Annotated in this window: 11 protein-coding genes; 4 read left to right on the forward strand and 7 right to left on the reverse strand. The window is 60.5% G+C overall.

Translation table 11 applies throughout. The features are described 5' to 3' along the window. Positions 1-83 precede the first annotated feature (83 nt). From HNH97_RS00725 to HNH97_RS00740, 4 genes are all read right to left on the reverse strand, one after another. Positions 84-980 (reverse strand): fructose bisphosphate aldolase, encoded by an 897-nt coding sequence (locus HNH97_RS00725; protein WP_110914694.1) that lies wholly within the window; start codon positions 978-980, stop codon positions 84-86. Between the two features lie 206 nt (positions 981-1,186). Further along, positions 1,187-2,932, reverse strand: a complete 1,746-nt coding sequence (locus HNH97_RS00730; protein WP_171789492.1) for an oleate hydratase — start codon at positions 2,930-2,932, stop codon at positions 1,187-1,189. 925 nt (positions 2,933-3,857) lie between these two features. Further along, complete coding sequence (locus tag HNH97_RS00735; protein ID WP_244949166.1) at positions 3,858-4,517, reverse strand: TetR/AcrR family transcriptional regulator; 660 nt, start codon at positions 4,515-4,517, stop codon at positions 3,858-3,860. 254 nt (positions 4,518-4,771) lie between these two features. Beyond that, positions 4,772-5,695, reverse strand: a complete 924-nt coding sequence (locus HNH97_RS00740) for an AMP-binding protein (RefSeq protein WP_265176138.1) — start codon at positions 5,693-5,695, stop codon at positions 4,772-4,774. A 372-nt stretch (positions 5,696-6,067) separates the two neighbouring features. Here HNH97_RS00740 and HNH97_RS00745 point away from each other — a divergent pair, with 372 nt between their 5' ends. Beyond that, positions 6,068-7,516 carry a helix-turn-helix domain-containing protein gene (locus tag HNH97_RS00745; protein ID WP_171789494.1) on the forward strand — a complete coding sequence of 483 codons (1,449 nt, stop codon included), beginning with the start codon at positions 6,068-6,070 and terminating at the stop codon, positions 7,514-7,516. Positions 7,517-7,538: 22 nt separating this feature from the next. On the opposite strand, the gene HNH97_RS00750 is transcribed toward HNH97_RS00745, so the two are convergent. After that, complete coding sequence (locus HNH97_RS00750) at positions 7,539-8,309, reverse strand: SDR family oxidoreductase (RefSeq protein WP_171789495.1); 771 nt, start codon at positions 8,307-8,309, stop codon at positions 7,539-7,541. A gap of 180 nt (positions 8,310-8,489) precedes the next feature. Further along, complete coding sequence (locus HNH97_RS00755) at positions 8,490-9,359, reverse strand: pirin family protein (RefSeq protein WP_171789496.1); 870 nt, start codon at positions 9,357-9,359, stop codon at positions 8,490-8,492. A 120-nt stretch (positions 9,360-9,479) separates the two neighbouring features. Here HNH97_RS00755 and HNH97_RS00760 point away from each other — a divergent pair, with 120 nt between their 5' ends. Both HNH97_RS00760 and wrbA read left to right on the forward strand, forming a co-directional pair. Beyond that, complete coding sequence (locus HNH97_RS00760) at positions 9,480-10,415, forward strand: LysR substrate-binding domain-containing protein (protein WP_216657466.1); 936 nt, start codon at positions 9,480-9,482, stop codon at positions 10,413-10,415. Between the two features lie 174 nt (positions 10,416-10,589). Further along, a complete protein-coding gene (gene wrbA, locus HNH97_RS00765) occupies positions 10,590-11,186 on the forward strand; it encodes an NAD(P)H:quinone oxidoreductase (RefSeq protein ID WP_171789498.1) in 597 nt (198 codons plus the stop codon). 75 nt (positions 11,187-11,261) lie between these two features. Here the strand turns inward: wrbA and HNH97_RS00770 are convergent, their stop codons facing one another. Continuing rightward, positions 11,262-12,230, reverse strand: coding sequence for a LysR family transcriptional regulator (locus HNH97_RS00770; RefSeq protein WP_171789499.1), 969 nt, complete (start codon positions 12,228-12,230; stop codon positions 11,262-11,264). Between the two features lie 475 nt (positions 12,231-12,705). Between HNH97_RS00770 and HNH97_RS00775 the strand changes: the two genes are divergently transcribed. Then, positions 12,706-13,092: a glycerol dehydrogenase gene (locus tag HNH97_RS00775; RefSeq protein ID WP_171789500.1), complete on the forward strand. Its 387-nt coding sequence runs from the start codon at positions 12,706-12,708 to the stop codon at positions 13,090-13,092. Positions 13,093-13,098 lie beyond the last annotated feature (6 nt).

The following is a 13,098-nucleotide window of genomic DNA, read 5'->3' on the forward strand; positions in this document are numbered from 1 at the left end:
GAACGTTTCCGGTGAAGATTTTTTTAAAAAACTTCACCGGAATACTGCCTTTTTTGAAAAAAGCAGCAGCTAACATCCCCGCCTCAGGATTTCTGCGTGGATGCCTTATAGATCTGGTCGATGGCCGTTGCCAGCGCCGCATCAAACTGCGCATCCGTCATGGTGCAGCGCAGTTCCTCCAGCAACGCACGCGAGAAACTTGCGATCATGCCGTGGTTCTGCGCAAGGCGTTCACAGGCCTCGTCACGCGAATACCCTCCCGACAGGGCCACAACACGCTGCACGCGGGGATGTTTGACCAGATCAAGGTACAGGTCCGGCTTTTCAGGAATGGAGACCTTGATCATCACCTGATAATCACCGGGCAGGGCGTCAAGCCCGCGATGCAGTTCATCATGCAGCAGCGCTTCGGCCTTGGCCTTGTCCGGGCTCTTGATCAGCACTTCGGGTTCCATGATGGGGACAAGCCCCCGTTCCGCAACCTGCTGCGCCAGGGCGAACTGCTGCTTTACGATCGCCGCCACCCCGTTACGTTCGGCCAGATGGATGACGGAGCGGGCCTTCGTGCCGTAAATCCCCTTCTTGATGGCCTGATCCAGCAGCGCCTCAAGATCGGGAATGGGCTTCATCAACTGGACACCGCCAGCCTCAGCCTCCAGTCCCTTGTCAACCTTCAGGAACGGCACCACGCCACGATCCTGCCACAGGAAGGTCGGAACAGGCGTATCCTTGACCAGGCCGTTCATCGTCTGCTCGAACAGAATGGCGGCGAGGATCTTCTTCCCCGTGAAGGATGGCGCGGTAACGACCCTGACCCGCATTTCATGCATGAGGGCAAACATCTGCGCATCGTTGCTGTAGGCGCTGTCGGGGATGCCATAATGGCGCAGCGCGCCCGGCGTGGATCCCCCACTCTGGTCCAGGGCCGCGATAAAACCCGCATTTTCAGACATGTTCTTACGCATCTGGGCGATCGACATAGCTATCTGTACCTCCTGTTCCCAATATTCTATATCATCGGGATGATATTTTGAACGTCATATATAAGTGTCCGTGCCTGCGGATACCCCCTTTCCCTTGCGGCTGTATTGGCCATGGCCGCCAAAGAACGGGACACTGGCACGGATGGTCGCAATCACGTCCCCCGATAACTCCCCGGCGGGACGCATGTTCCGGCCCTGCGGCCTCAGATCAGTCCATAACGCTCCAGCAGGTCGCCAATTTCCGTTCCCGTGGACAGGTGCCGCACCACGCCCGAAGCCGGAACCTTCCTGCCATCGCGTAGCTCCGCCGCCGCCTGCAACAGCATGCGGATATCATAGACACTGCCGAAGACTTCGGGGACCGCACGGTCGATATCAAGCAGCGTATAGACCGCCTCCATCGCGGTACGGACGGAATATTCCGTCGTGAACACGGTGTCGCGTGGCGTTTCCGCAAACTGCCCCAGAAAGGCGAGGTTGACACTGCCGTCGGGCACCACCTTCGGCCGGTCCCCGACGGTGCGGGGCATGAACTGCGCCGTGATGAACGGCATCATGCACGGATGGGTCACGGCCCCGGTCGCCGCCATATCGTCGATCTGGTCTGCGGGCACACCCATGTGGAACAGCCATTCCCGCGTGATTTCCTCGCCCGTGCAGTCCTGCATCGGCTTTTTCACGTAATTCCCCGGCACATCGCTGAACAGGCCATAAAGCCATGCAACCATCTGCCCCTTCGGCTGTCCCTTGAAGTGGGGCTGGCGGCTGACGACCCAACTCATCAGCCATGCGGAATCCTGAATGGTGATCGGCCCGCCTGTCACCGTGCGGCCCGAAAACGGGTCACGCCCCGTCACCTTGTGCACAAGGGCGGGAATACGTGCATCCAGCGTCGTCACCGTCGCGGACTCCCACCGGGATTTCGTGGTGTCGCCACAAAACACGTCCGGCCGCCCGAAGGCGGGATCCTGATCCGCGATGTTGCGCCACAACTGCCAGATGCTCCCCTCCGCGATGGTCGCATCCACGGGTGCGGGGGTATGGTGGTCACCCCATCGGGAATTTTCCACCATCGAACCATTGGTGACAAAGACAAGGTCGCCGCGACCGATATCGACACCCCCTGCTTTCGCGTCCTCCAGCCAGTCGAGACGTGTCGCGACCTTCGTCCCGCCAGAGGTGTCAACCCGCACATTGGTCACCCGCACGCCATGGCGGAAGACGACGCCCTTTTCGGCAAGCCATGTGGCCAGCGGGCGGCTGAGGGATTCCTGCTGGTTGAACCGGGTGAATTTCAGCGTATGCAGGTCCTTGAGGCCAAGGATCTGGTGGACAAACCGCGCGAGGTAGCGCTTCATCTCGATCGCGCTGTGCCATGTCTCGAACGCGAACATCGAACGCCAGAACAGCCAGAAGTTCGACCGCATGAAATCTTCGGACAGGACATCACTGATGGTCCTGCCCCCCAGTTTTTCCTCATCCGTCAGGATCAGGGATATGATCTCCCGCCGCGCCTTGCCCGTCAGCTTCAGGCTGTCCCGATCCGGCAGGGGCTGTCCATGCCCGCACATCGCCCGCACCGGGCTGCTGCTGGGATCGGCACGGTTCAGGCGATAGAATTCATCCAGCACTGACGCATCCGGCACTTCGAGCGACGGGATGGAGCGATACAGGTCCCACAGGCACTGGAACTGTTCCTCCATTTCCCGGCCGCCCCGGATCAGCCATCCTGTCCGGGCGTTGCCCGTGCCATCAAGCGCCCCACCATCGGCTTCCGACGCCTCAAGGATGGTAATGCGCGATGGCGGCATCCGTGCATCACGGATCAGGAAGGCGGCCGCCGCCATTCCCGCAAGGCCGCCGCCCACGATCCATGCCGAACGGGTCTCGATCCCGGTCGGTTTTTCGGGCTGCACAAAGGATTCAAAATTGCTGTGGGCGTATCTCATGGGACGTCATGCCTGTGTTGGGGCCAGCGCGGACCCGTCTGTTTTTCCTGCCGGAAAACCCTTGTGGTCATAGCGTGCCTTTTTGTCTTTCCTGTCGTTGATGTAAATCAACTTCGCGGGACCGCAATGATCCTGCAACCGGTCTGGAAACGGGGGGCGATGCAACGGGAATTCCCAGATAGGGACTGAACGTCACGAATGTCTGTCCGCACTTTCCTCGCCAGCTTTTGCCGGGACCGCGTCCAGGCAGGTCGGGCAGAGGCATCCCTTCTGCCCCTCCTTGGGGACAGGCAGGACCGGTGTCCGTTCCATGCACCAGCACTGTCCTTCCGGCTGACAGGAAAACCCGGCCCCGCAATTGTCGCATTTCGCCATTTAATCCCCTTCCCCGCGTAAAAGTGTTTTATGAAGGCGTGTCTTCGCGCCAGTTCCGCCTGCGGGTCGATCACCTGCGCGAAGAGTACATCCAGTCGGTTGGAACAGCCATGTTCCAGCCGTCGCTGTGTCAGGTCCCCGGTTTTTGCGGCGGACGTTTCCTTTCCGCCATTATCGCGTTCACACCCGGACTGGCTGCCCGCCTTACTGGTAATGGAGCATGGCGCCAACGAAGCCAAGGCTGCATCATCCTGTGCGGCGGCGATCGCCCGTCCTTCGGATACATCCCACCCAAGGCATCCCGAACAGGGTCAGGACCGGCCACGCCCTCCCTTTTGTGCGGGCGCAGGCACACTGGTATGCATGGATACGCACCACCCTCAATCATGTCCCGAACCCGGGCAAGGGTCCGGTCATCACGATTTTCATATACGATACCGTATCGTATTTCAATATGGCAAAAAACACGCCTGCGGTTGAACCGACCATTTCGAGGTGGCCTGCCATGAGGATGATGTCAGGAGGTCCGCAGATGGGAATGGCAGGTAAATCAGGCCCCGTCCCTGCGAGATATGCCCGACAGGAAGATACTCCATGCCCGGTCAAAAAACCGCCTGCGCGCATCGACATCCTGCACCCGGTTGTGACCCAGCATGGTGTTCTGCAGCGGCCATCCGATCACGAAGCTCATCAGGACGCGTGTCGTTTCCTCATGATTCGTGGATTCAATGCGCCCGGCATCCGCCGCTGCCTTGAGCAGGCGACTGAGGGTGGCGACGAAAGGTTCGACGATCGTTTCCATCATTTCATCGGCGATGAACGGGATGCGGTGCCCGTCGCCAATGACAATGCGGTAGGCTTCGCGCGTTTCCGGACGCAGCATGAAATCCAGAAAGAACAGGGCGATTTCCTTCGTCGCCACCAGCGGATCCTTCGATGACGCCTCGACCGCGCCTGCCTCGTCCAGCAGCATCCGCCCCCGTTCCGCCACCACGGCCTTGAACAGGTCTTCCTTGGAGGAATAGCGGCGGTACAGCGTCGCTTTGCTGCATCCGATGACGCGCGCTATCTTTTCGAGCGACGTGGCGGCATATCCCTGCTCGACAAAAAGGGCTGTCGCAACCTCAAGAACCTGCCGGTCAAGCAGCGCCGACATTTCAGGTGTCGGGCGTCCGCCTGTATGCTGGGTCCGTGAAAGTGTATCGGGCATTTCATGTCCTTCGAGTACGCCTGTCCACCATGACAATGGCGACCATCATAACATGAAACCCTCCCGCGACACCATGACGCCCGCTGGCGACGCCCTTCTGGCGCCTTGCGCCAACCGGCAGTGCCTGCATCCCGCCATCGCACGGACATGTCCGTGCATACGGGGAACATGGGGTGAAAAAGGATCGGATCTCTGGCCCTACGCCCGATCCCTTTTCACCTGTTGGTCATTTTTCGCAAATGGGTATGATAATCTCAGGTCCGAACGATCATGGGCGCCTCCGCTGTTGTGGTAATGGTGCAGCCATGCGCCAGCAGGCCGACCAGAAGAGGCGTCTGTCCCGCCGCCCACGCCATGTTGACGAGGCCTGCGGGAACATCGACATCACCATAGGGACGCGCCATTTCCATGGCACGGGACGCCATGTGCCTGTATTCCCCGACCGTATGGGTCACGCCCCGGACACCGCCACGCCCCGCAGGGGGATAAAGCAGGTACTGCGGGTCCTCCCTGTACATGGCTTCCGGTGGGTAATCGGGTTCATACCAGTCAACCACGGCATCGTAATGGTGGTCGCGACCGGGCCGCATCGCAACGTCATGGCCGCTGATCGTGACAAGCAGCACCAGTTTCACCCGACTGCGCGCGCCCGCCATTTCCAGCGCCCTGTCGAGCGTGGGCTTCAGCGGGAGGTAGTCGGCATCATCACCGATCCCATCCCCCGTCAGGACAGCCACGGTGCCACAATCAACCAGTCGTTCGGCCATGCAGCGTGCATCGGATTGCGTATCCAGCACGACATGCACCGCACCGATACGCGCGCAGGCAAGGACCGCGACGATACTTTCCACCATCAGGGGCAGGTGGATCGCAACCCGGTCCCCACGCTGCACCCCCTGGTCCGTCAGCGCATTCGCAAGACGGCAGACCCGTTCATGCAGTTCGCGGAAGCATACCGCCTCCTCCCCTGCCGCGCCGCGTGACAGCACGGCGACATGGTCGGGACATTCGCCAAGGTGACGGTCCACGCACAGGGCGGAAACATTCAGCGCCCGGCGGCCATGTTCCTGCTGTGGACGGAAACGATGTTCCCGCAAGTCCTGCGCCCAGCGCGGGACATGCTGCCCCGCATGGGCGATCGAACGGGCAGAGGCATTTTCATAAGTCGCACTGATCACGGTCCTGTTCCTTGTCATTGGGTCATGTCTGCGCCCGTCATTGGGGACATGACGGGAAAAACCGGGGGAAAGGTTGCGTATGTCTGGCGTCATGACAGATGAAACAACGCCCCCTGTACGGGGCGGCGGATGACCTGCCGGACAGTGACCCTGCGATATGTCCGGCAGGTCGTGCCAGAAAGCACGATCCGCATTTCATGTTTTTCGGAACATGTTTATTTTATGGTTATTGCTGTTCCGTCATGGCGTTTCATGTTTTCTGTTCTTGTTGTTTTTGTTGACCCGGACCTTGCCAAATCCCGATCATGGACGGAAGACGGTTTGCCGTTTAAAGGGGCGAATGCCGCGCTGCAAATTGCAAAGGTTGCGAAGATGAAGAAAGCCGCCACCAAGACCTTCACCGGATCGCGCATCCGCCACCAGCGCAACCGCGTCGGCATGACGCAGAGCGCACTGGCGCAGCAACTCGGCATTTCCGCGAGTTACCTGAACCAGATCGAACATGACGTCAGGCCGCTTCCGATCACGCTGCTCGGCGCGCTGTGCAACATCTTCTCCGTGGGGGCGGAATATTTCAGCGACACCGAAGAAACACGCGGCATTCAGGCCCTGCGCGAAATACTGGCCGATCCCGTTTTCGACATGGACGCCATCAGGCTGGACAGTATCCAGGCCGCCATGCGCGTGGCACCGGACCTGTGCGCGCAGTTCGTGCGGCTATATCGCGCCTATCTCCTGCGGCAGGAACATACTGAAGCGGCATTGACCGGCGGCAATGTCCCGTCCGCACACACGGCACCGCACGAGGCCCCGGACCGGGTGGAACCTTACGAGGCGGTCAATGATTGGGTCCAGGCGCAACGCAACTATTTCGATGAAGTGGACCGTGCCGCCGAACACCAGTTCGAAAAGATGAAGCTGGATGAAGGAAGTCCCGGCGAACAGCTTGCCCGCTACCTTCTGGACCATCATGGCATCCGCACCGAAATCGACCTTGGCCTGAGCCAGAAAGGCCTGATGTGGCGTCTGGAGCGACGTCAGCGCATCCTGTTCCTCTCCCGACTTGCCCCTTCGGAAAGCAGCACGTTCTGGATGGCGCAGGCACTGGGGCAGATTGAACATCAGGCCCTGTTCACGCGCGTGATCCGCCGTTCCCGCCTGAAGGAGAGCGAGGCGCGGGGCCTTGCGCGCGTCTACCTCACCAATTATTTCGCCGGTGCGCTCCTCCTGCCCTATGAGCGGTTTCGCATGACGGCGCATGACGTCCGCCATGACCTCGAACTGCTGCAGCGTCAGTTCGGCGTCAGTTTCGAACAGGCCTGCCACAGGCTGAGCACCATGCAGCGCCCCGGCCATCAGGGAATCCCGTTTTACTTTCTCAAAACGGATATTGCAGGAAATATCCTAAAGAGTTTCAGCGCAAACCGTTTCACGCAATCCCGCTTTGGCGGTCCGTGCCCGTTATGGAATATCTTTCGCGCCTTCAGCACACCGCAGCAGGTGCAGGTGCAGTTGTCGCAGACAACGGACGGGGCAGTCTATCTCAACATTGCCCGCACGGTCGGACGCAACAGCATCTCCTACCTTGACCGCCCGCGCCTGACGGCGGTTGTTCTGGGCTGTTCGATCACCGATGCGCCACATCTCGTCTATTCCGCAGGACTGGACCTGAAGGATCCGCGCATGATCATTCCCATCGGGCCGGGATGCCGTGCCTGCACGCGCGAAAACTGCCATCACCGCGCCCTGCCGATGGTGGGCCACCGTGTTGACGTTGACAACGAAGGACGTGGCATCGCCCCGTACCGCACGGCGCTGTAGCGCACATATGGCACCTGCATGTTCAGACAGAGGCCGTAAGCCCCCCATCGACCATCAGGATATGGCCATTTACAAAACTTGAGGCGTCGGACGACAGGAATACCGCAGCCCCCACCAGTTCCCCGACCTGCCCCCAGCGACCTGCAGGCGTGCGCTGGCACAGCCATTTCGTAAATTCCTTGTCCTTGACAAGATTTTCATTCATTTCCGTCTGGAAATATCCGGGCGCCAGCCCATTGACCTGCAACCCGTGCCGCGCCCAGTCCGTCGCCATTCCCTTGGTCAGGTTCTTTACCGCTCCCTTGGTTGCGGTATAGGGCGCGATACCGGGACGTGCCAGTTCGCTCTGCACCGAACAGATATTGATGATCTTCCCCCGCCCGCGCTGCAACATGTGACGCGCCACTGCCTGCCCCACAAAGAAAACAGCATTCAGGTTGGTCGCAACCAGCGCGTCCCAGTCCGCCCTGCTGAACTGCTCCAATGGTGCGCGGCGCTGGATCCCGGCATTGTTGACCAGGATATCAATCGGCCCATGTTCGTGTTCGATGGCATCCACCCCGGCGATGACGGCATCCTGGTCGGTCACGTCAAACCGGGCCGTCACGGCGTCCAGCCCTTCATTTTCCAGCATCGTCCGGGCGGCCTCCAGCGCGTCTGGATTACGTCCGTTCAGCACGATTTTTGCCCCATGGCGCCCCAGTCCCCGGGCCAGTGTCAGCCCAATGCCACGCGATGCGCCGGTTACAAGCGCCCGCCTGCCGGCGAGTGAGAAAAGAGTGTCATCCATCATGTCCTGTCCACCTCCATCATGATGATGCGAAGCGTAGCAGTCCTGACGGATACATGCCGGACACGTCTGTGCGCGCGCTGCGAATATCTTTTCAAAACATGTCGAAATGCCGCCTTTTCGAAAAAAGGCGGCATCCGGAAGATTTTTTGTTTCCCGATGAATTATTTAAAAACGCATCATTCAGGTGGCGATCCCGCCAAAACGTCCGTTCCTGAAATCCTCCATCGCCTGATGGATTTCCTCGCGGGTGTTCATGACAAACGGGCCATAACCGGCAATCGGTTCGTTCAGGGGCTGTCCCGTCAACACCAGAAAGCTGCTGTCCGCCGCCGCCTGCACCGTCACCTGCGTGCCTTCGCGGCCCAGAAGGGCGAACTGCGCGCTGGTGAGTTCCTCGGCCCCATTGACAACAAGCCGTCCCTCCAGCAGGACGATTGCCGTGTTATGCCCGGCAGGCAGATCCAGCGTGACCTGCGCGCCCTCCCGCAACGTGCCGTCCCAGACATTGAGCGGCGAGAAGATCCGCGCCGGTCCGTGTCGCCCGCCATATTCACCGGCAATCACGCGCAGGTGCCCCGCCCCGTCACCAAACGGCACCACGGGAATGCTGGCCGCCTGAAGCGTCTGGTAACCCGCAGGCATCGCCTTGTCCCGGGCGGGCAGGTTGACCCACAACTGCACCATACGGAACTGCCCCCCCGTCCTGGCATAGGCCGGGGAATGGAATTCCTCGTGCTGGATCCCGTTGCCCGCCGTCATCCACTGCACGTCACCCGGGCCGATGATGCCCCCACCGCCCGAGGAATCGCGGTGTTCGACTTCCCCGTCATATACGATGGTCACGGTCTCGAACCCCTTGTGGGGATGTTCACCCACGCCACGGCGGGTTTCAGTGGGCTGGAATTCATGCGGACCGGCATAATCCAGCAGCAGGAAAGGGCTGAGATGTTCGCCAAAATCGGTATAGGAAAACAGCGAACGCACCGGAAATCCGTTCCCGACCCAGTGGCCCCGGTCATTTCCATAACGGCCAAGAATCTTCTTTTGCATGATGAGTATCCCATCTGGGGAAGGACGGCACTATGCCCCTTCCGTCGTCCCTGAACATGTGCCTGTTCCGTCGTATCATGAAGTTTGCCAGATCGAACAATGCGTCCTATGGAAGGAACGATGAGGGACCTCAACGATTTTGAATATTTCGTACAGGTGGTGAAACATGGCGGTTTTTCCGCCGCCGCACGGGCCACGGGGTTGCAGAAATCGCTGCTCAGCCGCCGTATCCGCGTGCTGGAGGATCGCCTGCATACCCGCCTGCTGCAACGTTCGTCCCGGCATTTCAGCGTTACGGAAACCGGCCACAGGTTCTATGAACACTGCCTCGCCATGCTGGCCGAGGCCGAAAGCGCCGAACGCTCCGTCGCCCAGCTTCAGGCCGAACCCTGCGGGCAGGTCCGGCTGAGTTGCCCGGTCGCCCTGCTCAATTTCCAGTTCGGTGCCCTGCTGGCCCGGTTCGTCCTGCGCTATCCCTCTGTTACGCTGCACCTCGACAGCACCAACAGGCGCGTCGATGTGCTCAAGGAAGGGCTGGACCTGGCCATCCGCGTGCGCTTCCCGCCGCTGGCGTCTTCGGACCTTGTCATGCGCACGCTTGATACCAGCACGCAATGCCTTGTCGCGGCCCCGACACTGGTGCGCCATCCCCCTGCCTCCCCCGCGGACCTGAATGGCTTTCCTTCCCTCGATTTCCATACCGGTCCGGGGGCACATTCATGGCTGCTGGAAAACCGGCAGGGACAGACGGCCACCATCTTCCACGAACCCCGGCTTGCGACGGATGACATGGCGGTCCTGCGCGAAGCCGCACTGATCGGGGTCGGAATCGGGCAGTTTCCCACCATGATGATCTGGCCGGATATCGAAGCGGGAAGGCTGGTCCCGGTCCTGCCCCAATGGCGTCCGCAGGCGGGCATCGTCCATGCGGTCTTCCCCTCCCGGCGTGGCCTGGTGCCTGCCGTGCGCGCCCTGCTTGATTTCCTTGCCCGGGAATGCGCGGCCCAGCGTCGTCTGGCAACCGAAGCCCTGCCCAACCCCGCGCCGGATTCCTGACAACGCACGCCACGACCGCAATGCAAGCGCGCGGCAATTCCCGGAAACGCAGCATTTCCGATTTTGGCCTGTTCGCCATCCCCGGCGGGCATATGATCGTGGACATCCGGGCGGGGCATTTTCCAGCACCCAATACGCGCCCCGTTCACATTTGATATTGAGGAGATTGCGGTCATGCCAAAGGTTCTCGTGCTTTATTACTCGTCCTATGGCCACATAGAGACGATGGCCCATGCCGTGGCGGAGGGCGTGCGTTCCGCCGGGCTGGAAGCTGACGTGAAACGGGTGCCCGAACTCGTCCCGCAGGACGTGGCCCGGTCACACCATTTCAAGCTTGAACAGGATGCCCCCATCGCAACCGTTGACGAACTGCCGGATTATGATGCGATCATTCTCGGTGCGCCCACACGCTTTGGCCGCCTGCCCGCGCAGATGGCCAATTTCTGGGACCAGACCGGCGGCCTGTGGCTGCGTGGGGCACTGATTGGCAAGGTGGGCGCGGTCTTCACCTCCACCGCGTCACAGCATGGCGGACAGGAGACCACGCTGTATTCGCTGATGTCGAACCTGATCCATCACGGCATGGTCGTCAGCGGCCTTCCCTACAGCTTCCAGGGGCAGTTGAAGCTTGACGAGGTCACGGGCGGGTCGCCTTATGGGGCCACGACGATTGCCGCGGGCGACGGGTCCCGACAGCCAAGCGCGAATGAACGCGACGGGGCGAAATTCCTTGGCCAGCATGTGGCCGGCCTCGCCAGGAAACTCGCATGACCTGCGGGGCGATCACGGCATGGGACAGGGCCGAGGACCGTCCCGTTTCGCGTCCCCCTGCCGATCCTGAAGACATCAGGACGAGCGTGCGGGCGCGCGTGCCTTTTTCCTTCTGGAAACGGGTCCGGGGCCGGGCCGTGACCAGGGGGGATCTCCGAACGCCGTGACAAGGTAGTCGAGGAACGCACTCACCCTGACGGGACGTAACGGGCTGGCGGGCGTCACCAGATACAGGGCGACAGGCGGCACGGACCATCGCGGCAGCAGGCGTTCCAGCCGGCCTGAACGCAGGCCTTCCCAGACCATGAATTCCGGGAAAAACCCATATCCCATCCCGGCTTCGAGCGCGGGCAGGAAAGCTTCCGCATTATCCGCACGCAACCGCGCCGTCTGGCGCAGGACATATTCGCGGCCATTCTGGTCATGGCGCAGCCGCACCATCCCCGGCGCCGATGTGTTGGTATAGACAAACCCCTTTTCCCCCTCCAGCGCCTTTGGGTGATCGGGCCGCCCGATCCGGTCGAGGTAGCCGGGCGTCGCGACAGACAGGATCCTGACGGGACATAACTGCCGGGCACGAAGGGAGGAATCCGCCAGTGCGGCAATCCGCAGGGCGACATCATATCCTTCGGCGACGAGATCGACGAGGACGTCGCTGAAATCAATGGTGATGTCGATTTCGGGATATTGTTGCAAAAAACCGGGTAATATGGGCGAAAGGTGCCTGACCCCGAACGTCATGGGGGCGGCGACACGGATCAGGCCCGCGGGGCTGAGCATCCCTCCGCGGGCCTCGGTTTCCGCCGCCTGCGCTTCGGCCAGCAGCCTGTTTGCATGACCAAGCAGAAGGCGCCCCGTTTCGGTCAGGGACAGATTGCGTGAATTGCGGTTGAACAGCGAAATGCCAAGGGAGCGTTCAAGCCGGCTGACGGCCTTTGAGACGGTTGGCTTGGACCGCTGGATGTCCTCTGCAGCCCGCGCGAAGGATCCCTGTTCCGCCACCTTGGCAAAAATGGCCCATGCTTCAAGATCCGGCAACCGCATAGATGACATCCGTGGAGATGATTTTCGCGAAACAGTCCCAAGCTCGTGTTTCCATACCTTACCTTCCGCGTCCTGTCGCCTCCGGCGGACTCCGCGTCCCTTTGGCAGGGAGGTGCGTGACCATGCAGTCGATAGCCGAACAATAGACGGCAGGGTCCACCCTCCCCGCCACATAGACCGAACGGTCTTCATGGGGCAGGCAAGGTCCTGAAAAGCAATATTCCCCGACTTATTCTATTCTTGATACGCAACGGTTCCTTTCATGAAGAAAAAAAATAACAACCAGTCCTAAAGTCTGCATTGACTGCAAACCTGTCTATTGGAAACGGAATGACATGGGCGATTTTTTGGCGGAATACTGTCCATTCTGTAACAATACTCATAAAGTCGTTACCACTTTCACGACTTCGTTTTTTCTCGTTCCATAAATGTAGGACTAGCCTCCGCATCACAATACTTTGGAGGAACATCCATCATGTCTGCTTTCACAGCGCCCCAAACCGCCGGTGGATGGGCGACACTGGCGCTTGCGGTCGTTATCATCGCGCTGGGCCTGCCGCTTGTTTACATGGGCGCGGAACTCGCATTTCTTGGCGGGTCCTGGTACTATATCATTGTCGGTCTTGCCGTAACCGCGGCGGGCGTTCTCATGGCCATGGGCCGGGTTGCGGGGGGCATGCTCTACCTCGCGGCGGTGGCATTCACATGGCTGTGGGCCCTGTGGGAAGTCGGTTTTGACGGCTGGGGCCTGCTGCCCCGCGTGTTCGGCCCCACCCTTCTTGCCATTGGCGTGGCACTCAGCCTGCCGGTCCTGCGTCGCGCACAGAACGCACGCACCACCTCCGTGCGGGAGATTGCATGATGTCCA

The organism is Gluconacetobacter entanii (genome assembly GCF_013155425.1).
Classification (GTDB): Bacteria; Pseudomonadota; Alphaproteobacteria; order Acetobacterales; family Acetobacteraceae; genus Novacetimonas; species Novacetimonas entanii.

Excerpts from the sequence above, each read along its gene's own strand:
- HNH97_RS00755 (WP_171789496.1), bottom strand. The coding sequence starts at position 9,359 with ATGCAAAAGAAGATTCTTGGCCGTTATGGAAATGACCGGGGCCACTGG.
- HNH97_RS00750 (WP_171789495.1), bottom strand. The coding sequence starts at position 8,309 with ATGATGGATGACACTCTTTTCTCACTCGCCGGCAGGCGGGCGCTTGTA.
- HNH97_RS00725 (WP_110914694.1), bottom strand. The coding sequence starts at position 980 with ATGTCGATCGCCCAGATGCGTAAGAACATGTCTGAAAATGCGGGTTTT.
- HNH97_RS00775 (WP_171789500.1), top strand. The coding sequence starts at position 12,706 with ATGTCTGCTTTCACAGCGCCCCAAACCGCCGGTGGATGGGCGACACTG.
- HNH97_RS00770 (WP_171789499.1), bottom strand. The coding sequence starts at position 12,230 with ATGCGGTTGCCGGATCTTGAAGCATGGGCCATTTTTGCCAAGGTGGCG.
- wrbA (WP_171789498.1), top strand. The coding sequence starts at position 10,590 with ATGCCAAAGGTTCTCGTGCTTTATTACTCGTCCTATGGCCACATAGAG.
- HNH97_RS00745 (WP_171789494.1), top strand. The coding sequence starts at position 6,068 with ATGAAGAAAGCCGCCACCAAGACCTTCACCGGATCGCGCATCCGCCAC.
- HNH97_RS00760 (WP_216657466.1), top strand. The coding sequence starts at position 9,480 with ATGAGGGACCTCAACGATTTTGAATATTTCGTACAGGTGGTGAAACAT.
- HNH97_RS00730 (WP_171789492.1), bottom strand. The coding sequence starts at position 2,932 with ATGAGATACGCCCACAGCAATTTTGAATCCTTTGTGCAGCCCGAAAAA.
- HNH97_RS00735 (WP_244949166.1), bottom strand. The coding sequence starts at position 4,517 with ATGCCCGATACACTTTCACGGACCCAGCATACAGGCGGACGCCCGACA.